Origin of the sequence: Pseudomonas sp. FSL W5-0299 (genome assembly GCF_005930655.1) — a bacterium.
Taxonomy (GTDB): domain Bacteria; phylum Pseudomonadota; class Gammaproteobacteria; order Pseudomonadales; family Pseudomonadaceae; genus Aquipseudomonas; species Aquipseudomonas mandelii.
In genome coordinates this window covers 34,875-56,779 of the sequence record NZ_RXHX01000026.1, presented here as the reverse complement: position 1 = coordinate 56,779, position 21,905 = coordinate 34,875, and the positions used below count along the sequence as shown (strand labels likewise).

At 58.8% G+C, this 21,905-nt stretch carries 18 protein-coding genes; 7 read left to right on the top strand and 11 right to left on the bottom strand.

The genetic code is table 11. From position 1 onward, the window contains the following. Positions 1–6 precede the first annotated feature (6 nt). The 5 genes from FHL16_RS24810 to FHL16_RS24790 form a co-directional block, all read right to left on the bottom strand. Positions 7–708, bottom strand: a complete 702-nt coding sequence (locus tag FHL16_RS24810) for an ABC transporter ATP-binding protein (protein ID WP_010462583.1) — start codon at positions 706–708, stop codon at positions 7–9. Beyond that, the gene (livG, locus tag FHL16_RS24805) at positions 709–1,476 is read right to left on the bottom strand and encodes a high-affinity branched-chain amino acid ABC transporter ATP-binding protein LivG (protein ID WP_010462581.1); all 768 of its coding nucleotides are present in this window, start codon (positions 1,474–1,476) and stop codon (positions 709–711) included. Further along, positions 1,473–2,729: a high-affinity branched-chain amino acid ABC transporter permease LivM gene (locus tag FHL16_RS24800; protein ID WP_010462580.1), complete on the bottom strand. Its 1,257-nt coding sequence runs from the start codon at positions 2,727–2,729 to the stop codon at positions 1,473–1,475. The genes livG and FHL16_RS24800 overlap by 4 nt, the downstream gene beginning before the upstream one ends. Then, the gene (livH, locus tag FHL16_RS24795; protein ID WP_010462578.1) at positions 2,726–3,649 is read right to left on the bottom strand and encodes a high-affinity branched-chain amino acid ABC transporter permease LivH; all 924 of its coding nucleotides are present in this window, start codon (positions 3,647–3,649) and stop codon (positions 2,726–2,728) included. Before livH ends, FHL16_RS24800 begins: the two co-directional genes overlap by 4 nt. Positions 3,650–3,881: 232 nt before the next feature. Next, positions 3,882–5,009: a branched-chain amino acid ABC transporter substrate-binding protein gene (locus tag FHL16_RS24790; RefSeq protein WP_010462576.1), complete on the bottom strand. Its 1,128-nt coding sequence runs from the start codon at positions 5,007–5,009 to the stop codon at positions 3,882–3,884. A gap of 350 nt (positions 5,010–5,359) precedes the next feature. Between FHL16_RS24790 and FHL16_RS24785 the strand changes: the two genes are divergently transcribed. Continuing rightward, positions 5,360–5,665 (top strand): DUF2288 domain-containing protein, encoded by a 306-nt coding sequence (locus FHL16_RS24785; protein ID WP_010462574.1) that lies wholly within the window; start codon positions 5,360–5,362, stop codon positions 5,663–5,665. A gap of 298 nt (positions 5,666–5,963) precedes the next feature. Here FHL16_RS24785 and FHL16_RS24780 read toward each other — a convergent pair whose 3' ends face one another. Continuing rightward, a complete protein-coding gene (locus FHL16_RS24780) occupies positions 5,964–8,159 on the bottom strand; it encodes a hypothetical protein (protein WP_077749561.1) in 2,196 nt (731 codons plus the stop codon). Between the two features lie 198 nt (positions 8,160–8,357). On the opposite strand from FHL16_RS24780, the gene FHL16_RS24775 reads away from it, so the two are divergent. Continuing rightward, positions 8,358–9,263 (top strand): NAD(P)-dependent oxidoreductase, encoded by a 906-nt coding sequence (locus tag FHL16_RS24775; RefSeq protein WP_172962155.1) that lies wholly within the window; start codon positions 8,358–8,360, stop codon positions 9,261–9,263. On the opposite strand, the gene FHL16_RS24770 is transcribed toward FHL16_RS24775, so the two are convergent. Beyond that, complete coding sequence (locus FHL16_RS24770; RefSeq protein WP_010462568.1) at positions 9,216–11,426, bottom strand: putative bifunctional diguanylate cyclase/phosphodiesterase; 2,211 nt, start codon at positions 11,424–11,426, stop codon at positions 9,216–9,218. The two genes, FHL16_RS24775 and FHL16_RS24770, sit on opposite strands and share 48 nt — an antisense overlap. 131 nt (positions 11,427–11,557) lie before the next feature. Then, positions 11,558–11,923: a YkgJ family cysteine cluster protein gene (locus FHL16_RS24765; RefSeq protein WP_042932325.1), complete on the bottom strand. Its 366-nt coding sequence runs from the start codon at positions 11,921–11,923 to the stop codon at positions 11,558–11,560. Positions 11,924–12,281: 358 nt separating this feature from the next. Between FHL16_RS24765 and FHL16_RS24760 the strand changes: the two genes are divergently transcribed. Continuing rightward, on the top strand, positions 12,282–13,631 hold the full coding sequence (locus FHL16_RS24760) for a spinster family MFS transporter (protein WP_077749560.1): 1,350 nt from the start codon (positions 12,282–12,284) through the stop codon (positions 13,629–13,631). Positions 13,632–13,810: 179 nt separating this feature from the next. Here the strand turns inward: FHL16_RS24760 and rapA are convergent, their stop codons facing one another. Further along, positions 13,811–16,657, bottom strand: coding sequence for an RNA polymerase-associated protein RapA (gene rapA, locus FHL16_RS24755; RefSeq protein ID WP_010462562.1), 2,847 nt, complete (start codon positions 16,655–16,657; stop codon positions 13,811–13,813). A 218-nt stretch (positions 16,658–16,875) separates the two neighbouring features. Between rapA and FHL16_RS24750 the strand changes: the two genes are divergently transcribed. The 3 genes from FHL16_RS24750 to ccoM all read left to right on the top strand — a co-directional run bounded on the left by FHL16_RS24750 (position 16,876) and on the right by ccoM (position 17,709). After that, positions 16,876–17,217 carry a hypothetical protein gene (locus FHL16_RS24750; protein WP_010462560.1) on the top strand — a complete coding sequence of 114 codons (342 nt, stop codon included), beginning with the start codon at positions 16,876–16,878 and terminating at the stop codon, positions 17,215–17,217. A 72-nt stretch (positions 17,218–17,289) separates the two neighbouring features. Next, complete coding sequence (locus FHL16_RS34125) at positions 17,290–17,451, top strand: hypothetical protein (protein ID WP_007935839.1); 162 nt, start codon at positions 17,290–17,292, stop codon at positions 17,449–17,451. Between the two features lie 144 nt (positions 17,452–17,595). After that, positions 17,596–17,709: a cytochrome c oxidase subunit CcoM gene (gene ccoM / locus FHL16_RS34825; RefSeq protein ID WP_010462558.1), complete on the top strand. Its 114-nt coding sequence runs from the start codon at positions 17,596–17,598 to the stop codon at positions 17,707–17,709. Between the two features lie 577 nt (positions 17,710–18,286). Here the strand turns inward: ccoM and FHL16_RS24745 are convergent. Continuing rightward, positions 18,287–19,762, bottom strand: coding sequence for an inorganic phosphate transporter (locus tag FHL16_RS24745; RefSeq protein WP_010462556.1), 1,476 nt, complete (start codon positions 19,760–19,762; stop codon positions 18,287–18,289). Positions 19,763–20,138: 376 nt separating this feature from the next. Then, positions 20,139–20,339, bottom strand: a complete 201-nt coding sequence (locus FHL16_RS24740; protein WP_007935837.1) for a hypothetical protein — start codon at positions 20,337–20,339, stop codon at positions 20,139–20,141. A gap of 679 nt (positions 20,340–21,018) precedes the next feature. Here FHL16_RS24740 and pcaR point away from each other — a divergent pair. Next, positions 21,019–21,861: a pca regulon transcriptional regulator PcaR gene (pcaR, locus tag FHL16_RS24735; protein WP_010462552.1), complete on the top strand. Its 843-nt coding sequence runs from the start codon at positions 21,019–21,021 to the stop codon at positions 21,859–21,861. Positions 21,862–21,905: the final 44 nt, after the last annotated feature.

Below are 21,905 nucleotides of genomic sequence, written 5' to 3'. Positions count from 1 at the left end.
AATTGCTTAGCCGCCGAGATACGCTTCGCGCACTTTCGGATCAGTCAGCAGTGCTTCCCCCGTGCCGGTCATCACCACCCGGCCGTTCTCCAGAACGTAGGCACGGTCGGCAATTTTCAGCGCCTGGTTGGCGTTCTGCTCTACCAGAAACACCGTCACGCCATCCTTGCGCAGCTGTTCGATGATGTCGAAGATCTGCTGGATGATGATCGGTGCCAGGCCCAACGATGGCTCGTCGAGCAGCAGCAGTTTGGGTTTGCTCATCAGCGCACGGCCGATGGCGAGCATTTGCTGTTCGCCGCCGGACATGGTGCCGCCGCGTTGGGCAAAGCGTTCTTTCAGGCGTGGGAAAAGTCCGAGAACCTTGTCCATCTGTTCCTGATAATCGCCCTTGCTGGTAAAGAATCCGCCCATGGACAGGTTCTCTTCCACGGTCAGGCGGGCGAACACTCGACGACCTTCCGGCACGACCGCAATGCTTTTACGCATGATCTGCGACGAGTCTTGGCCGACGAGCTCTTCACCCATGTAGCGGATGCTGCCGCTGTGGGCTTGCGGCGAACCGCAGAGGGTCATCAGCAAGGTCGACTTGCCGGCACCGTTGGCGCCGATCAGGGTCACGATCTCGCCCTGGCGGACTTCGACGTTGACGCTGTGCAGCGCCTGGATCTTGCCGTAGAAGGTGGAAACGTTTTCAAATTGCAGCATTTACGCTTCCCCCAGGTAGGCTTTGATCACTTCAGGATTGTCGCGGATCTGTTCCGGCGTGCCGTCGGCCAGAGGCGTGCCCTGGTTGATCACGACGATGTGGTCGGAAATGCTCATGACCAGTTTCATGTCGTGTTCGATCAGCAGCACGGTGACGTTATGCTCTTCACGCAGCATGCTGATCAGCGCCTTGAGGTCCTCGGTTTCCTTCGGGTTCAGGCCGGCGGCCGGTTCGTCGAGCATGAGGATCCGCGGGCGGGTCATCATGCAGCGAGCGATTTCCAGACGGCGTTGCTGACCGTAGGCCAGGGTGCCGGCCGGGCGGTTGGCGAACTGCGTGAGGTTGACCTTGTCCAGCCAGAACTCGGCAAACTCCATGGCCTCGCGTTCGCTTTTGCGGAATGCCGGGGTCTTGAACAGACCAGACAGGAAGTTGGTGTTCAGGTGACGGTGTTGCGCGATCAAGAGGTTCTCGACCGCGGTCATGTCCTTGAACAACCGCACGTTCTGGAAGGTGCGCACCACGCCTTTGAGGGCGATCTTGTGGCCCGGCAGGCCTTCGATCGGCTCGCCGTCCAGCAGGATGCTGCCACCACTCGGCTTGTAAAAACCGGTCAGGCAGTTGAACACCGTGGTTTTGCCGGCGCCGTTAGGGCCGATCAATGCAACCACCTGTTTTTCTTTCACGGTCAGGGCCACGCCGTTGACCGCCAGCAAGCCGCCGAAGCGCATGCTCAGATTTTCGACTTTAAGGATCTCGCGGCTCATTTGCGCAGCTCCATGTGAGGACGTTGCATGGGCAGCAGGCCTTGAGGACGCCAGATCATCATCAGCACCATCAAGGCGCCGAACATCAACATACGGTACTCACTGAACTCACGCATCATTTCCGGCAGCAGGATCATCACCACGGCCGCGAGGATCACACCCAACTGCGAGCCCATGCCACCCAATACGACGATGGCGAGGATGATCGCCGACTCGATGAAGGTGAACGACTCCGGTGTCACCAGGCCCTGACGGGCAGCGAAGAAACTGCCGGCGAAACCTGCGAAGGCGGCGCCCAGGGTGAAGGCGGAAAGCTTGATGACCGTAGGATTCAGACCCAGCGCACGGCAGGCGATCTCGTCTTCACGCAACGCTTCCCACGCACGGCCGATCGGCATGCGCAGCAAACGGTTGATCACGAACAGCGCAGCCAGGGCCAGCAACAGTGCAACCAGGTACAGGAAAATCACCTTGTTGATCGAGTTATAGGCCAGGCCGAAGTACTCGTGGAACGTCTGCATGCCCTCTGCCGCTTTGCGCTCGAAGGTGAGTCCGAAGAACGTCGGCTTCTCGATGTTGCTGATGCCGTTCGGGCCACCAGTGATATCGGTGAGGTTACGCAGGAACAGACGGATGATTTCACCAAAGCCCAGGGTCACGATCGCCAGGTAGTCGCCGCGCAGACGCAGTACCGGGAAGCCGAGCAGGAAACCGAAAGTGGCCGCCATCAGGCCGGCGATCGGCAGACAGATCCAGAAGCCCAGACCCAGATAGTGCGACAGCAATGCATAGCTGTACGCCCCGACGGCATAGAAGCCGACGTAACCCAGGTCGAGCAGGCCGGCCAGGCCGACCACGATGTTCAGGCCGAGGCCGAGCATCACGTAGATCAGCACCAGCGTGGCGATATCCACCGCACCGCGAGAGCCGAAGAACGGCCAGACCAGGGCACCGGCGATCAGCGCAATGATGATCCAGCGTTGGGTGGTCGGCAGGGTCAGGAAGTTACTGGCCTTGGCCGGAATCAGCGGCATGTTGGGCGAGGAACGCCAAGCCGAGCTGATCTGTTGATCGAACAGCACCCGCAGGAACATCAGCACCGAGCACACCGCGATAGTGATCAGTGTGGCGCTGCTGGTGCCGTGCACTTCGAGGTGGATGCCGACGATGGTCAGTTTCAGACCCAGTACCGGGTAGGCCACGGCCCACACCAGCAAAGCACTGAACAGTGCCTGTTTAAGATTCCTAGTCATACTTTTTCAACCTCCGGACGGCCAAGGATGCCGGTCGGCCGGAACAACAGAACCAGAACCAACAAGCCGAAAGCCACGACGTCCTTGTACTGGTCGCCGAAGATATCGGCACCAAAGGCTTCCGCCACCCCTAATACCAGCCCGCCGAGCATGGCTCCCGGGATGCTGCCGATACCGCCCAGTACCGCTGCGGTGAACGCCTTGAGTCCAACGAGGAACCCGGCGTTCGGGTTGATCACACCGTATTGCATGCTCAACAAGACGGCCGCGATGGCCGCCAATGCGGCACCGATGACGAAGGTCAGGGCGATGATGTTGTTGGTATTGATGCCCAGCAAGTTGGCCATCTTGATGTCTTCGGCACAGGCGCGGCAGGCACGTCCGAGACGAGAGCGGGAGATGAACATTGTCAAGCCGAGCATGGCGACGAAGGTCACCACGAATACCACGATTTGCATGTAGGAAATCAGCACTTCATGTGCGCCACCTGGCCCGAAGGTGAAGCTGCCGGGGATCAGGTTGGCTATGGATTTGTCCTTGGAGTCTTGCGCCAACAGAACCGTGTTCTGCAGGAAGATCGACATGCCGATGGCGGAAATCAGCGGGATCAGACGGTTGCTGCCGCGCAAAGGGCGGTAGGCGACGCGTTCGATGCTGTAACCGTAGGCACTGGTCACGACGATGGTCGCGATGAAAGCAGCGGTAATCAACAGCGGAACGCTGTCGAGTCCCAGCATGGCCAACCCGGCGATGGCGATGAACGCCACGTAGGAGCCGATCATGTACACCTCGCCGTGGGCGAAGTTGATCATTCCAATGATGCCGTAAACCATCGTATAGCCGATGGCGATCAGGGCATACGTACTGCCAATGGTCAGGCCATTAACCAGCTGTTGGAGGAAGTGATAGATGTCAGGCATTACAGCGCTCCTAAAAACCTGATACGCATTTCACTGGTGGAGTCATTTTCCCGCTCGAGCCCCGTGGATCTGCATCCACTTCGAACGCGAGGTTTGCCAGCGAACCGCTGATGACGGTTTTGAGATTTTCAGGTGGGGAGACTGGCGGATCACGCCAGCGCGGCCCAATACATTCGTAAAACAAAGCCCACGGCACGCCGTGGGCTTTATTGGCAGTCAGTCAGGCAACGCCTTACTGAGGCTTGGCTTCAGTTTTTGGTTTGCCGAAGTGCCACTCGTAAACCACAAATTTGAAGTCTTTCAGGTCGCCCTTGTCGTCGAAGCTCAGGTCGCCGGTAGGCGTCTTGAAGGTGCCTGCGTGGATGGCAGCAGCCACTTTGGCAGTGTCTTCGGACTTGGCGGCCTTGATGCCTTCGGCAATCACTTCCACAGCCGAGTAGGCCGGGAACACGAACGGACCGCTCGGGTCTTCTTTCTTCGCTTTGAACGCATCAGCCAGGGCGATGTTGGCCGGATCCTGGTCGAAGGATTTCGGCAGCGTCACCAGCAGACCTTCCGAAGCTTTCTGAGCGATCTGCGAGATCGAGTCGTTACCCACGCCTTCCGGACCCATGAACTTGGCTTTCAGGCCTTTTTCATCCGCCTGGCGCAGGATCAGACCCAGCTCAGGGTGGTAGCCACCGTAGTAAACGAAGTCGACGTTGGCTTGCTTGAGTTTCTGGATGATCGACGAGAAGTCCTTGTCGCCGGCGTTGATGCCTTCGAACACGGCAACCTTGGTGCCTTTTTTCTCGAGGGTTTGTTTAACGGCGGTGGCGATGCCTTCACCGTATTGCTGTTTGTCGTGCAGGACAGCAACGATCTTCGGTTTTACGAAGTCGGCGATGTAGTTACCGGCGGCAGGGCCTTGGGCGCTGTCCAGACCGATGGTGCGGAACACCATTTTGTAACCACGGGCGGTGATGTCCGGGCTGGTGGCAGCCGGGGTGATCATGATCACGCCTTCGTCTTCGTAAATGTCCGAAGCCGGTTGGGTGGAGCTGGAGCACAGGTGACCGACCACGAACTTGACGCCGTCGTTGACGACTTTGTTCGCGACAGCTACCGCTTGTTTTGGATCACAGGCGTCATCGTATTCAACGGCTTCGAGTTTCTTGCCGTCTACGCCGCCTTTGGCGTTGATCTGTTCGATGGCCATTTTGGCGCCACTGAACTGCATGTCGCCGTATTGGGCTACAGGGCCGGTTTTAGGGCCGGCGATGCCGATCTTGATGGTGTCAGCTGCGAACGAATGGCTGGCAACCCCGGCCAGAACCATAGCGGCAAACAGTTTGGAAATCTGCTTAGTAGCCTTAGTCATAGTGCTCCACTCTTACTGTTGTAGTTTTTATAGTCCTGGCGCCGTAGCAGCAGAACCGGGTCAGATATCTTCGATATCCTCCGGAAAATGCCCCCGACAACTGTACCGGTACAGTGTAGAGCGCCAATTGTTAGCCTGGGAAGCTGGCGCCGGGGGGCAAAACCTGAGGGTGTCGCTTAATTGAAAGAAAAAGACAGAATAGCGGCGGGATGTTAGCTGGCTAATTGCTTGATTCAGCAGCATTCCCTGGCTTTCCTGCTCTTTTCTTTCGGTGACTCAATTGCATCCGGGTTTTTCTGCCAGACCACCGACGTTATCATTCGCGTCGATTTCTTTTCCGGACAGTGCCCATGAATGAAGAACCTAGCACCCTCTATGCCAAGCTGCTTGGTGAAACCGCATCTATTACGTGGAAAGAGTTGGAGCCCTTCTTTGCCAAGGGTGCCCTATTGTGGGTCGATCCCGGCCTGGATTTGATCGCTGCTGCCCAAGCTGTTGCGACGGATGAAGGTGAGAAAGTGGCTGCCTGGCTGGCTGCCGACAAGGTCGCCAAGCTGTCTGAAACGCGGGCGCTGGATCTTTTTGAACGCGACCCGCAGCTGTGGGCTGTGGTGGTTTCACCGTGGATTCTGATCCAGGAAAGGGCGACGAGCTGACTGTCCGCACTTTATTGGTGCGCCTGGCGGGCGACCAAAAGTGTGTAGGTGAGTAGCGTGATGGCATGTTGCCGTAGAGAAAGGCCACAGAAGGGTCTTGGCGAGGGTGACGTAAACGTAACGGGAACAGTTTATTGAGCAGCCTTCGGGCTGCTTAATTGTTTCTGGATGTTGGGTTTTTCGGTGAATCCGATGCCGCCATCGCGAGCAGGCTCGCTCCCACATTTAACCGCGTTTCTTCAGAAGAAATGCGGTCCTTGTGGGAGCGAGCCTGCTCGCGATTGGGCGCGACGCGGTTTTAGAAGGTTTTACCGGTATGGTTATTCAGCGAAATAACCTTGGTCTTGCCAATCCGGTGACGGTAGATCTCACGCAGGTACTTGATCGCCTTCTTCACGCAGTCGCGCGACAGGCGAATGTCGTTGATCGAGACGAATTTGTCCTTGTCGTTGATCAGCTCGCGGTACTTCTTCTCGTACATCGGTTTGATCGCGTACCAGTTGGTGTCGAGGATCTTCGCCGGGTTCTCGAACTCGTTCAGCAGATCGTCGATCAGGTCTTCGTCGAAGTCTTCATTGATGATGAAGTCGAGGATCGAGTTATCCAGGGTGTCGTCGAAGCGGTACGGGTTCTTCGCGAAGCAGCGCTTGATGAAGGCCACGATCAGCGTCAGGAAATCGTCCGACAGGCACGGGCTCTTGGCGATCAGGGTGGTCAGCGACAAGTTGGCCGAAGCGCCGATCACCAGGGCATAACGCTTGAGCGTAGTGTTGGGGAACAGGCTGTTGAGGTGGGTCTTCAACCGGTTCAAGTCCATGTAGGACAGCTTGTAGTCTTTCGGCAGCGAGACAATCGACACCACCGACGAGCAGTTCTTGAAGAAGTGCAGGTCGTGCAACGCGGCCGCGTCATAACCGGAATTCTTGTACTGCTCCAGCGAGGCCCGATAGCGCTTGGACTCGATCGGCAACAGGCTGATGCCTTCGATTGCCTGGGTCACTTTGTTGAAGTGCGGCAGGTCGATGGAACGGAAGAACAGGTCGTCGATGTTCAGACGCTGTGGCTCTTTCTCGAACACCTTGAACTTGTCGCTGCTCGGCGGCGGGGTTTCCGGCACCACGGACTCGGCGTAGGCAATCGCCACCGGGCCGGCCAGGCTCATGAACAGGTCGTTGGCGTCGAGGCGAATGGTTTCGCCGATGTCGATGCCAGCGCGACGGAAATAGTTCTGGTCGTAGTCAGTCGTGACCGCCTGCGCCGTCAGAATGTTGAAAATCTGCTGCGAGATGTATTGGTTGGCGTGCTTTTCCATCGCGTTGACGTCGATGTTCTGAATGTTGCCGTCATCGCTTTCTTCGGCATACCGCATGATGTCGTTGGAGATCAGCATCATGGCGTTCCATGGGCGGATCCGGCCCATGACGCTGGCTTCGCTGCTGTCTTCGTTGGCGAAGTTATAGGAGAAGTCCCACTCTTCCGACAGGTATTTGCACAGCAGGCGACCGGCGTTGATGTGCAGCGCCTCGGACATTTCGCTGCGGTGATCGGAAATGTTCGGCAGCACGCAGATGCCGCTGGTGAAGATCGGCTCGAAGACGAAGGAGTGACCGCTCTTGCCGTCGTGCTCATCCATCGGCTTGGTGTCGAACGTCTTGTTCATGTACGAGTGTTGCTGGGCCAGGCCGAATTCCGAGGCCATGCCCGAACCGGTACCGCCGCCAGCACTGAAGATCGAGAAATACAGGCGCGACTGGTTGGCCTTGATCCCACAGCTGTCGATCAGGTACGAGTGAATCATTTTCCAGTCCGGGCTGGAGAAACGCTGGGTGTCCTTGTTCAGGATGATCTTGGCCAGGTACTGACCGAGGATCGGCGCGTTACCGGCGCCACCGGCGTGGACTTCCGACAAGTCCATGATCTTCATTTTGCTGTAGTCGCGCAGGAAGCCACTCTTTTCGCCCTTGCGCGAGAAACGGATGCGACCGGCGATGTCTTTGTCCAGGTCGCCGAGCATCACCAGCGGCTCGACCAGGAACACCGGTTTGGTGGCCTTGTTCGGCCCCAGGCGCAGGTTGTTGCGAATCCACTGCGCCGGGCTGTAGCCCTTTTCGGCGTAGCGTTTGTCCGGCGACAGGCGGTCTTCGTTGTTGAATTCGTTGAGGTAGAACTTGCGGGCGTTGTACACCAGCTCCGCGACGTCCAGCGCAATGTTCGATCCGCAACGTCCCAGGCCGATCAGGCACACCGACGGGAATTCCTGATCGCTGTGCTGTTCGTTGTCGCCTTCCAGGTGCGGTGGGCGCGGGAACACCATGTCGCGCAGGCCATCGAGGTTATCGAGGATGCGGTCGGTGTTGGTTTCGGTGAAATACAGGTATTGCTGACTGGCCAGAGGACGTGACGGGATCAATGGCTTCGACGATGAGGGGCTGTTCGCCGCGGGGCTCAGTGTCAGGTCGGAAACCGTAGTGGCCGGATTATTTTTAGAGGTCATTGGGCGCCATGTACCTGGGCTGGTTAGCTCGGCGACACGGTGTCGTCGAACCTTCACGGAATAGGAACTCGCGACTTTTTTAGCGCGTATTTTGCCCAAGCGTCAGGGACTAAGCCTGAGCGACGCTCGGGGGAATCCTTTCCTTAGTCATGATGAATCGGCCAATATTCTGCGATCTTTAATCAAAAAGAAGGCTAAATGATGTCAACGCTACCTTCGTTGAGTTTTGCCGGAATCGGCCTGATGGGCTTGCCCATGTGCCGCCGCCTGTTGGCGGCGGGGTATCCGCTGACGGTATGGAATCGCAACCCGGCCAAGTGCGCAGCATTGGTCGAGGCCGGCGCCCGGCAAGTGGCAACGGCGGCTGAATTGGGTCAGCACGCTGATGTGGTGATGCTGTGCCTGGCGGACACGGCGGTGGTGCGCGAGGTGGTTTTCGGTCCGGCAGGGATTGCCGAGGGCGCTAAAAGCGGTCAGTTGCTGGTGGACTTTTCCAGTCTGGAACCGACGGCGACGCGGGACATGGCATCGGCGCTTGTCGACCAATGCGGCATGCGTTGGCTGGACGCGCCGGTGTCCGGAGGTGTCGTCGGTGCCGAGGCCGGTAGCCTGGCCATTATGGTCGGCGGCGAAGCGGCAGACCTTGAGCGAGTCAGGCCGGTGCTGTTGAACCTCGGTCAGCGGGTGACTCACATGGGCGGTGTCGGCGCCGGGCAGGTGACCAAGGCCTGCAATCAGATGATCGTTGCCTGCAATGCACTGGTGATTGCTGAAGTGGTGGCACTGGCCGAGCGCTCCGGGGTTGACGCCAGCCTGATCGCCGAGGCGCTGGCGGGAGGGTTCGCCGATTCAAAACCGCTGCAGATCCTCGCCCCGCAAATGGCCGAGAGTCGTTTCGAGCCGGTGAAGTGGCACGTGCGTACGCTGCTCAAAGACCTCGACACCGCGGTGAAATTCTCCCGCGAACAGGGCTCGGCCACGCCGATCAGCGGCTTGGCCGCACAACTGATGCGCCTGCATGGGGGGCAGGGCTTTTTGGAAAAGGATCCGTCGACGTTAGTGCAGTTGTACCGTAGCCAGGCTCAGAGAACTGACACTGCGTGAATGTTTGCGCTGATTGATTTCGGCCAGCACCGCAGGCAGCTCGGCCAGCGGTACCGGGCGGCTGAGCAGGTGGCCTTGAACCAGGTCGCAGCCCTGGCGTTCGAGAAAGTCATGTTGCTCGGGCGTTTCGACGCCCTCGCTGACGACCTGTAAATGCAGGGTGTGGGCCATGATGATAATGGCGTGGACGATTTCCATGTCCTGGGTAGCCTTGGGGATGTCCTGAATGAACGAGCGGTCGATTTTCAGTGTGTTCAGCGGCAGGCGCTTGAGGTAGGCCAGGGATGAATAGCCCGTGCCGAAGTCGTCGATCGAGAGCGAGACGCCGAGAGAACGGATCTGCTTCAACAACGCCAGGGTGTTGGCGAGATTGCCCATCAGCGCGTTTTCGGTGACTTCGAGTTCCAGCCGTTGTGGTGACACTCCGGCGATGCGCAGGGCGTTTTCGATTTCATCGGCCAACTCTTCCCGGGCGAGGTTCAGCGGCGAGCAGTTCACGGCGATCTTGAGTTCTTCGCGCCCCTGGCGAGACAGCACTCCAAGGTCCTCACAGGCCTTGTGCAATACCCAGTTATCCAGTTCGTTGATCAGGCCGTTGGCCTCGGCAATGGCAATGAACCGATCCGGTGCCAGCAACCCGTGAACCGGGTGTTGCCAGCGAATCAGCGCTTCGAGTTTGGTGACCTGGCCGCTTTTCAGGTCGTAGATCGGTTGGTAATAGAGGATCAGACCGGCGTCGTTGCGCAGGGCGTACCGCAGTTCTTCTTCGAGTTGCAGCTCCAGCGTGGCACGGTTTTTCATGTGTGGACTGAAAAAATGCAGCCCGTTGCGCCCGCTGCCCTTGGACTGGTAAAGCGCCAGGTCGGCGTTTTTCAGCAGCTCCTCGCAGGTCGTTCCATCTTGCGGAAAAACGCTGATGCCGATGCTGGTGGTCATGACCATGCTGCGGCCGGACAGCTCGATGGGCTCCTTCATCTTCAGCATGATGCGTTGGGCCATGCTCCGGGCTTCTTCAAGCTCATGCAGCCCGATGAGGATGCAGAACTCGTCCCCGCCAAAGCGCGCCACCACATCGTCATGGCTGCGTACCGAATCCTTGATATGGCTGGCCAGGACCTTGAGCAATTCATCGCCGGCGTCATGGCCCAGGCTGTCGTTGATCCGCTTGAAGTGGTCGATGTCGAGGAACATCACGGCAAGCATCCCGCCTTCGTTGGTCTTTTCGAGCAGTTTTTCGGCGAAAATCTGATTGAAGCCGCGGCGGTTGATCAGGTTGGTCAGCGCGTCGTAGTGCGCCACCTGTTGCAGCGACAAGCGCGCCTGATCCAGTTGGCTGAGCAGGATGTTGACCCGCTTCAGGTCGGATTCCTTGTGTTGCAGCTTCTTGTCGGCCAATGCCGCGCTGATGCTGCTGCCGATGATCAGCAAGGTCATTACCGCCACCGTCAGCCCCAGTTGCAGGTGGGTGTTGTCGTCGGGCAGTGGCTGGGGGCTATCGATGGGAAGCACCAGGTTGAGCGCCGCCATGCCAGTGAAATGCATGCTGACGATGCCGGCTCCGAGCACCAGGCTGGCGGTGTATTTGAGCAGTTGATGAACCACGCCGCTGCCCTCGCACAGGTGACGGGAAATCAACAGGGCCGCCAGGCTGGCGCCAATTGCGATCACGATAGAGAGCGCGAACAGGGCAGGGTTGTAATAGGCCGTCGCGTAGGAGCGCATCGCGGCCATACCCACGTAATGCATGGTCGCGATACCCAGGCCGATCCATACCGCGGCCCGCAGTGTTTTCCAGAAAGTCAGATGAGGATGGCTGAGGGTATGCATCGCCAGCCAAGAAGCTGTCAGTGCAAACAGCAACGAGATCAGGGTGACGGGTAACTGATAATGGATTTCGATCGGGGCCTGGAAGGCCAGCATGCTGACAAAGTGCATGGCCCAGATACCGCCCGCCAGACACCCGGCACCAACCCAGCGCCACAGACGTTGGGACGCCGCTTTTTCGGCATGGCCGATCCGCTCGGTGATGTCCAGTGTGGCGAAGCCGGTCGCACAGGCGACCACATAGGCCAGCAACACCAGAAAGGGGTTATGGGTGCAATTGAGGATGACCTGGCCAGTCTCAGGCAGTTGAGTCGTGAAATATAAAGCTGGCCACTCCATCGGACGCCTCGTATTTATCCAGCCGACACCATGAACCCTGGCGAATGTCTTGGAGTATAGAGGTCACACAAAGAGTGCAAACGGTAGTGGCACATTGCATTCGAACATTTTGTAATTACAGGCGCCGGTATTCAGGCGATCTGCTCATAAGGGAACTCGAATTCCGGTTGCAGGGCCGGCAATCCGAACGCTGCCCGTGCCGCATCGCAATCCACATTTGCCTCGCCGTTGGCCCAGGAGGCGTCGAACTCCCGACAGGTGCTGGAACGTTGGTCGTAAATCGAGCATTGCACGGTGCTGCCGACTTCGCCGACCAGCCCGACGCAGCGAGTGGGTTTGCAGTCCGTGCCCAGCATGGCCACCCGGCTGGGGCTGATGGGGGCGACTAGCTCGTCAGGCACCGTTCCCCCGGCCGAGGTGCATTCACCCCAGAAAAAAGACACGCGAAAATGAGAACAGCAGGCACCGCAATTCAGACACGGACTGGCTTCGGACATGGGCGATAATCAAAGAGGGATAGGGGATTGGTGGGGCAGGCAAGGCCGCTATTCTAGGCTTCGCTTTGAACTTGGGAAGGGGGCGAAAAAGTATTTTTTCATGTGACCAATGGCGAGAAATACTTGCCTTGCAGAATCCCTTGTGGGAGCGAGCCTGCTCGCGAAAGCGGCGGATCAGTCACCCTCTGTATTGAATGTGCCGGCCTCTTCGCTAGCAGCTCGCTCCCACAGGTTTGGATTTGGCTCCATGGGTTGATATCAGCATTACGAATAATTACAGACAGCTCCGGCGGGCCTGTCTAGATTGGAGGTTCCGGGGACAGCGAAGCCCCAATAACAATAAAAGAGACGGACCCCCATGCAGAACTCGACCCAAGCGGCGAATGCCTGGCGCATTCTGTTCCTGCTGTTCCTGGCCAATCTGTTCAACTTCTTCGATCGCACCATCCCGGCCATCATCATCGAACCCATCCGCATGGAATGGCACCTCAGCGACTTTCAGCTGGGGATCATCGGTACTGCATTCACCATCGTCTACGCCATTGCCGGCTTGCCCCTGGGGCGCATGGCCGATACCGGTTCGCGCAGCAAGCTGATGGGCTGGGGCCTGGCAGCGTGGAGCGGTCTGACGGCGGTCAATGGTCTGGTGGGCAATTTCTGGGCGTTCCTGATCGTGCGCATGGGCGTCGGCGTCGGCGAAGCCAGTTACGCGCCGGCCGCCAACTCGCTGATCGGCGACCTGTTCCCGGCGCATCGTCGCGCGCGGGCCATGGGCATTTTCATGCTCGGTCTGCCACTGGGCCTGCTGCTGGCGTTCTTCACCATTGGCGCAATGGTCAAAGCGTTCGACAGCTGGCGTGCACCGTTCTTCATCGCGGCGGTGCCGGGGCTGATCCTCGCTATCTTCATGTTCTTCATCAAAGAGCCGAAGCGTGGCGCGGCAGAAACCGTGCAGGTCTCGCAAGAGAAAGTCGACAAGCCGATCCGGCGAATTCTGGCAGTGCCGACCTTTCTTTGGCTGGTCATGGCCGGGTTGTGCTTCAACTTCGCTACTTATGCCTGCAACTCGTTTCTGGTGCCGATGTTGCAGCGTTACTTCCTGATGCCGTTGCAGGAAGCGGCGGTGGCGACCGGCGTGATCGTCGGCGTGACCGGTTTGTTCGGATTGACGCTCGGTGGCTGGGTCGCCGACAAGATTCACCAGCGAGTGGCCAATGGGCGCCTGCTGTTTGCGGCGTTCAGCCTGATCATCTCGACGGTCTGTACCGCGTGGGCGCTGCATGCCGGGCGGATCGAGATCGGGGTGTTCGTGGCAGTGTTCAGCGTGGGTTGGCTGTTTGCTTACAACTTCTATACCTGCGTTTACACGGCGATTCAGGACGTGGTCGAACCGCGCTTGCGGGCCACGGCGATGGCGCTGTTCTTCGCCGGGTTGTACTTGCTGGGCGGTGGTTTGGGACCGGTGGTGGTGGGTGGTTTGTCCGACCACTTCGCGCACACGGCGATGGCCGCGGCAGGCACCGAGCAAATGACCGAGGCGTTCAAGGCGGTCGGCTTGCATGACGCGATGTACTTGATCCCGGTGGCGCTGTTTTTCACCATGGTGTTTCTGTTTTTGGCTTCGCGGTGTTTTGTTCGGGATTCGAAGCGGATGAAGGAAGGGTTGGTCGCTGTGGGTGAATCTGATGTTGCAGTGGCGACTGCATAATCGCTATCGCCAGCAGGCTGGCCCCCACATTGGATCTACAGCGTTAACAAATCCCCGGTGGGCGCTAGCCTGCTCCTGCCAGCGATGCGGCCATCAGCATCACTGCCTCAAATTTCAGGCAATAAAAAAGGCCCGCATCACTGCGGGCCTTCTTGTTTTCAGTGGTGGAGCAGGGCGGTTTAACCCGCCACCAACACCCGAATCGCTTCCAGCCGCAACGCGGCTTTATCCAGCATCGCCAGACCCTGCTCGCGTTGTTTGCGCAGGGCAACCAGTTCGCTGTCGCGCACGGTCGGGTTGACCGCTTGCAGTGCGGTCAAACGTGCCAGCTCTTCGTCGGTATCGGCCGCCAGACGACGTTGCGCTTCGGCAACCCGTTCGGCGTGACGCGGGAAGATCTTCTCTTCGCCGGCGTTGATCCGTGGCGTCAGTTGATCGCGCTGAGCCTGGATGAACTTGTTGGCGCTGGCGCGGGGTACGCTTTCCAGTTGATCGTTCAAGGTCTCGAACGACACCCGTGCCGACAGGTCGTTGCCATTGGCATCGAGCAGGCAGCGCAGGGCGGCCGGCGGCAGGTAACGGCCCAGTTGCAGCGAGCGCGGCGCAACCACTTCGCTGACGTAGAGCAGTTCCAGCAACACGGTGCCCGGTTTCAGCGCCTTGTTCTTGATCAGCGCCACGGCGGTGTTGCCCATTGAACCGGACAAGACCAGGTCCATGCCGCCTTGCACCATCGGGTGTTCCCAGGTGATGAACTGCATGTCTTCGCGAGACAGCGCCTGGTTACGGTCGTAAGTGATGGTCACGCCTTCGTCGTCGCCCAGCGGGAAACTGGCGTCGAGCATTTTTTCGCTCGGCTTGAGGATCAGGGCGTTTTCCGAATGGTCTTCGCTGTCGATGCCGAATGCGTCGAACAGGGTTTCCATGTAGATCGGCAGGGCGAACTGATCGTCTTGTTCGAGAATGTCCTCGACCAGCGCATCACCTTCGCCAGCGCCGCCGGAGTTGAGTTCCAGCAAGCGGTCACGGCCGGTGTGCAGTTCGGCTTCCAGGCGCTCACGCTCGGCGCGGGCTTCGTCGATCAGCGCTTGCCACTCGCCATCGTCGGCATTTTCCAGCAGTGGCAGCAGGCGCGGGCCGAACTGATGCTGCAAGGCGTTGCCGGTCGGGCAGGTGTTGAGGAACGCGTTCAGCGCCTCGTGATACCACTGGAACAGCCGTTCTTGAGGGCTGGTTTCCAGATACGGCACGTGCAGTTCGATGATGTGCTTCTGGCCGATCCGGTCCAGACGACCGATACGCTGCTCGAGCAAGTCCGGGTGGGATGGCAGATCGAACAGCACCAGGTGGTGCGAGAACTGGAAGTTACGACCTTCACTGCCGATTTCCGAGCAGATCAGCACCTGTGCGCCAAATTCTTCGTCGGCGAAGTAGGCCGCGGCGCGGTCACGCTCAAGGATGTTCATGCCTTCGTGGAAGACAGTGGCCGGAATACCGGAGCGCACACGCAGGGCGTCTTCCAGGTCCATGGCGGTTTCAGCGTGGGCGCAGATCACCAGCACTTTGGTGCGTTTGAGCATCTTCAGCTGATCGATCAGCCACTCGACGCGCGGGTCGAATTTCCACCAGCGTTCTTCTTCGTTGGCGTCCGGCTGGGCCTGGAAGCTGACTTCCGGGTACAGCTCGGCGTGATCGCCCAGCGGCAGTTCGAGGTATTCGTCCGGGCACGGCAGCGGGTACGGATGCAGTTTGCGCTCCGGGAAACCCTGCACGGCGGCGCGGGTGTTGCGAAACAGCACGCGGCCGGTGCCGTGGCGGTCCAGCAGTTCGCGGACCAGGCGGGCGCTGGCTTCGATGTCGCCATCGTTGACGGCGGTCAGCAGCGCTTCGCCTTCGTTGCCGAGGAAACCGTGAATGGTCTTGTGCGCTTCCGGCGACAGGCGCCCTTTGTCCAGCAGCTCCTGAACGGCTTCGGCCACCGGGCGATAGTTTTCGCTCTCGGCGCGGAAGGCGTGCAGGTCATGGAAACGGTTCGGGTCAAGCAGGCGCAGGCGCGCAAAGTGGCTGTCCTGACCCAGTTGTTCCGGGGTCGCGGTCAGCAACAGGACGCCGGGAATGACTTCGGCCAGTTGCTCGACCAAGGTGTATTCAGGGCTGGCCTTGTCTTCGTGCCACACCAGGTGGTGCGCTTCGTCGACCACCAGCAGGTCCCAACCGGCGGCGAACAGCGCGTCCTGGGCCTTTTCGTCGTCCACCAGCCACTCGAGTGCAACCAGCGCGAGCTGGGTGTCTTCAAATGGGTTGGCGGCATCGCTTTCGATGAAGCGTTCTTCGTCGAACAGCGCGACTTGCAGGTTAAAGCGGCGGCGCATCTCGACCAGCCACTGGTGCTGCAGGTTCTCCGGCACCAGGATCAGCACGCGGTTGGCGCGGCCCGAGAGCAGTTGGCGATGGATCACCAGGCCGGCTTCGATGGTTTTGCCCAGGCCCACTTCATCGGCCAGCAGAACCCGCGGCGCAATGCGGTCGGCGACTTCGCGGGCGATGTGCAACTGGTGCGCGATCGGTTGCGCGCGTACGCCACCGAGGCCCCAAAGCGCGGACTGCAATTGGCGGCTGGTGTGTTCCAGGGTGTTGTAGCGCAGGGAGAACCAGGCCAGCGGGTCGATCTGCCCGGCGAACAAACGGTCGCTGGCCAGGCGGAACTGAATGAAGTTCGACAGTTGGGTTTCCGGCAGGGTAACCACTTCGTTCTGCGCGTTGAGGCCGTGGTAGACCAGCAGGCCATCGACGTCGTCGACTTCCTGGACGGTCAGCTTCCAGCCTTCGAAGTGAGTGATGGAGTCGCCCGGCGAAAATCGCACGCGGGTGAGGGGCGCATTCCGTAGCGCGTACTGGCGAGTCTCGCCAGTGGCCGGATAGAGCACGGTCAACAAGCGGCCGTCCTGTGCCAGAACGGTGCCTAAACCCAGCTCGGCTTCGCTGTCACTGATCCAGCGTTGCCCCGGTTGATACTGCTGCGCCATGCTGCCTGACTCCCACCTTGAAAAAGCGGGCTATCTTAACGGAATGAGGGCTTCAGGGCCAAAGGACTCTCATAAAAACTCGCACTCTTACGTTAGCCCAGCGACGCGATGCTTGCAGGTCGGGGCACCAATTGGTGCCAAACCGGTCACAGTTTGCGACCGATGGCTCAAGTCGCCATCCCCGCAGCCGACAGCCTGCTGACAGGAGACTGATAATTATGCTGCCACCGATGCTCCCTTTGAGTGCCGTGCCGATCACGTCACAGCAGGACCCGATCCGCCAGCGCCCGGATATTCCGCCTGTCGTGCCGGTGCAGGAAAGCTCCAACGAAAACACCATCGACCTGCAACAGCGAGATCCCGAAGAAGCGGCTTTTCAGCTGCGCGAGGAACAGCGGCGCAAGCAGGAGCGGGAACGGCGTCGTCGTGAGGCTGATGAAGATCCGGAAGAGCATCTGGCGATTCCCGGTAACGAGCTCAATGCCGACAATACCGTGCCGGTGGCGCCGTTGATGGAAGATCAGCCGCGCCAGGGGTTGTGGGTCGATATCCAGATTTGAGGTTGTGGCTGGTCAGCGCTGCCGTGAGACCGCATTATTGTGACAACCCTGCCATACGATGTACTGAGCACCATGAGCCAAGACGACAAGCTGATTGATCTCAATTCCGAACGCGCCAAGCGGGTTCATGACCTTAATGAAAAGCGTCTGAATGAAGTGCGTCAGGCGTTTGAGCAGGCGATGCCGTTGGGTAAAGCCAAGAAGAAACCGAAGAACAAGCCGAAAAAGCGCTGAAACACCCTGCATCCGTTGATGCAGGTCAGTTATTTCCCCTCCTTTACGCCCTGTCTTGGGCGACATTGATCCTGGTCAATTTTCTCTTCTGCCTGATTGGTTAACTTAGCCCTATCGCAACAGGGCAAGTGCAGGAGAGCCGTCATGTTTTTCGACAACGTGGTGATCGCAGGGGTGCTGACAGTCGGCCTCATGGTTCTGTTTTTCGCAGGGTTCGGATTTTTTATCTGGAAGGATTCGCATAAGCGTAAGCCGTAGTTCTTTCTGGATGTAATGAGCACGCAAGGCATTTTGGGCAACTTCGGTTGCCCTTTTTTTCGCCTGCGATTTGGGGATGGGGGGGCTGTGGAGCCTGTTTGCGAAGGCGGCCTGATAGCCGACCTGTCTCTGCGTGGTGTACATATCCATTCCTGCGGTAACGGCCGCTTATGGTTTCGCCCTTACGGCGACTCACTTTTTTTTCAAACGCCAAAAAAAAGTAAGCAAAAAAAGGCTCGCCCCTTCATCTGGGGGCATCGCCTCCGGTCGGCTTCGCTTCGACCTCCTCTCGATGTGTGCGGCTTCGCCGCACGGCGCTACGCGCCCCCCCCCCAGATGAACGCCTCCACTCAGCCTCCCGAAGGGGCGGGCAGATCAAGAGCAGGCGAGCTAACGCTCGGCCTAATGAGTGGTGAGGAGCGAAGCGGGTACACCGAACCCCTTGTAGGAGCGAGGCTTGCCCGCGAAGGCGTCCTCACGGCCAACCATCTCTTTCAACAGCCCCGGCAATGCCGGACTGCAGGCCATAAAAAAGGCGCGAACCTTACGGAACGCGCCTCTTTGTCGCAGCCATGTATCAGCTGCCCAGTGCCTTCGATGCCAGCCAGAACAGGCCGGCCGACAAGGCCACTGTCGCGGGCAGGGTCAGGACCCAGGCCAGCAGGATGGTTCTCACGGTGCCGCCTTGCAGGCCGCTTTTATTGGCGACCATGGTGCCCGCCACACCCGAGGACAGGACGTGGGTGGTGGAGACCGGCAGGCTGAAGATGTTGGCCATGCCGATCAGGCTCGCGGTGGTGATCTGTGCCGACATGCCTTGGGAGTAAGTCATGCCCTGCTTGCCGATCTTCTCGCCGATGGTCAGCACCACGCGTTTCCAGCCGACCATGGTCCCCAGGCCCAGGGCCAGGGCGACCGCCAGAATCACCCAGAACGGGGCGTATTCGGTGGTGGTGGTCAGGTCTTTGCGCAGTTTGTCCAGGTCAGCCTTTTCACGGGCAGCGAGGCCAGGCAGCTTGCCGACTTTCTTCGCCGTGTCATCCAGGCAGAGCAGATAACGACGCACTTCGATGCGGCTTTCCGGCGACAGCGAGTGGTAATCCGCTACACCTTTAAGGGTGTCGAGGAGGGCGGTGATGGTCGGTTCGGTCTGTTGCGGGTTGCAACGGAATTTCTCCGGCAGATCGCCTTCCACGCTTTTGCCCAGGGCCAGGTACTCGCCCAAGGTGTCGGCGTTACGCTTGTAGAACTGGCTCAGGTGCAACGTCGCATCGCGGGTCCGTTCGATCTGGTAGGTCGTGCTGCCCAGGTCGAGAACGAACTGCGCCGGCACGATACCGATCAGCACCAGCATGATCAGGCCGATACCTTTCTGGCCATCGTTGGAACCGTGCACGAAGCTCACGGCCATGGCCGAGATCACCAGCACCAGGCGATTCCAGAACGGCGGGTGTTTCTTGTCGTCGATCTTGCGGCGCTGTTCCGGTGTCTTGTGCATCTTCGACAGAGGACGCCACCATTTAAGACCGATCAATATCAGCGCTGCGACCAGGAAACCCGCCATCGGCGAGAACACCAGGGACGCCCCGATGTCGATCGCTTTCTGCCAGTTCACGCCATCGGCCAACGCAATGTCGTTGATCAACGCGTTGGCCAGGCCGACACCGAGGATCGAACCGATCAGCGTGTGGGAGCTGGAGGCCGGGATACCGAAGTACCAGGTGCCCAGGTTCCAGGTGATGGCGGCGGCGAGCAGCGAGAACACCATGGCCAGCCCGTGACCGGTGTTCACATTGATCAGCAGCTCTACCGGCAGCAGGTGGACGATGGCATACGCCACGCCGACACCGCCCAGCAGTACGCCGAGAAAGTTGAACACACCGGAAAAGAACACCGCCAGATGAGGCGGCATGGCTTTGGTGTAGATAACGGTGGCCACCGCGTTAGCGGTGTCATGAAAGCCGTTGATGAACTCGAAGGCGAGGACAAAGGCCAGGGCGAGCAAGAGGCTCACAAGCACCCAAGCATCAAGTCCGCTGAATAAATCGATCATGAAGGTTTTCTGACCCGGTCATAAGGGGGCGCGATTATGCCAGAAAAGACTGCAAATCGATGCACTAGGTGCTCATCGGTAACATTCTTCAACGAATTAATTTGTGACGATGGCCTATCGCCGAGGTTTTTACCGGGTTTTGCAAGTCATTGAATTCAGATGAAAAGGCCGCAGCCACAAGGGTTTCTCTCGTGAGACCGAGAGGCTTGAACACTTGTGTGAAATATCTGAGAAGAGGGTCAGGCAAGTGCCATTTGCCTCATCCATAGGGTGAGGTGACCGCTGCCCGCTTGTAGCGGGCGCGAAAGGCATCATCAGAACACCCCGCTTTTAACGGGTGCCGATGCAGACCCTTGAAGGATTCAGGCCGAGGTATTCAGGGTTCTTCGGCTTTGAGTTCCTTTTCCATCTTCTGCAATTCCTGGGTGAATGCCTGATCCTGAACGGTGGCGCGTTTACGCCAGGGTTTGCGTTCGGGTTCGGGCTGAGCGGCGTAGGTGGTGACTTCCCCGCCGTAAACTTCCTTGTAACGTTGTTCCTGGCGCTCAAGTTCCGCGCGCAGTTCGTCTTTCGTCACAGTGCTACCTGTATGAGTTGAGATAAATTCTGGTGAAACGCGCTGCATGGAACCTATTGACCACACCCGTCGAAAGGCCAATACCCGATAAAGGCATCGTTTCTACGGCGTGCGAAAAATACTTCCATGTTGCAGGCGGCCACGGCACCAGAGAAAAACAGCTGACGTAGCATCAGTTACCTGTTTCAGCGAGCGCGTTGGCGGAGCATATGAAATGAGCGTCAAGCGCTTGCTGCAGGCAGCGACGATAGAATACCGGGCTGCCGGGTAGCGGGATCGGCACGTAAAAACCGCTTCGCCACTGAGGTGCATTATAGCGGTCGATCCGAAGAACACTATCGCTTGAGAGTTAAAAGTAGTTCTACCTGTGTGATTGTTTTGTTACTCACAACTTTCAGAGGTAACTAGGGTGTGGGTGATGTCACAGTGCAACGATGTCTTTCTGACGCCATAAAGTCGAACAAGTTAATCCCACTACATCAGCCCTTAATCAGTAAAGAATAAAAGCATGTTGCGGGCGCTGCGCAAATCAGCGCGCGCAGGTAGCCATCGTCTGTGAGGTCGATTGCGATTATCGGTCGATGGTTCGATAATCGCCCAATCTTGCGGCCTGTGGCTTGTGTGCCGGACCCGAAGCCGCTTGTAATAGCCGCTGATCCGTGTGGGAAAAGGACCTGATATGAACGATCAAATGCGCAATTCCTTCGCTTCAGTGGCGCCGCCGATCGTGGCCTCGCCCGCCAAGCGAATCCAGGCCCTGACCGGCGATCCGGATTTCATGACGTCCCTGGCTCGGGGATTGGCGGTGGTTCAAGCGTTCCAGGAGCGCAAACGGCACCTGACCATTGCCCAGATCAGCCACCGCACGGAAATTCCCCGCGCCGCTGTGCGACGTTGCCTGCACACCCTGATCAAACTCGGCTACGCCACCACCGACGGTCGCACCTATTCGCTGCTGCCCAAAGTGCTGACGCTCGGCCATGCCTATTTGTCCTCAACGCCTTTGGCGGTGTCCGCCCAGCCGTATCTGGACCGTATGAGTGAGCAACTTCACGAGGCCTGCAACATGGCCACGCTGGAGGGCGACGACATTTTGTACATCGCTCGCTCGGCGACCACCCAACGCCTGATTTCCGTCGACCTGTCGGTGGGCGGGCGGTTGCCAGCGTATTGCACGTCGATGGGCCGGATTCTTCTTGCGGCACTGGACGACACCTCGCTGCGCGAATACCTCGACCATGCGGAGTTCCAGGCCAAGACCAGCCGAACCTTGCACACACCCGAGGCGTTGCTCGAATGTCTGCAGGAAGTGCGGCAACAAGGCTGGTGCATCGTCGATCAGGAACTGGAGCAGGGCCTGCGTTCGATTGCCGTTCCGGTGTACGACGCTTCGGGCCAGGTGGTGGCCGCGCTCAACGTCAGCACCCACGCCGGACGAGTCAGCCGCAACGAGCTGGAGCAGCGTTTCTTGCCCGGTTTGTTAAGTGCCAGCCGTGACCTCAGCGCCCAGTTGTTTGCCTAAGCTGTTCGATAAACGCACAGACTCGCGTTTATCGAATTGACGCT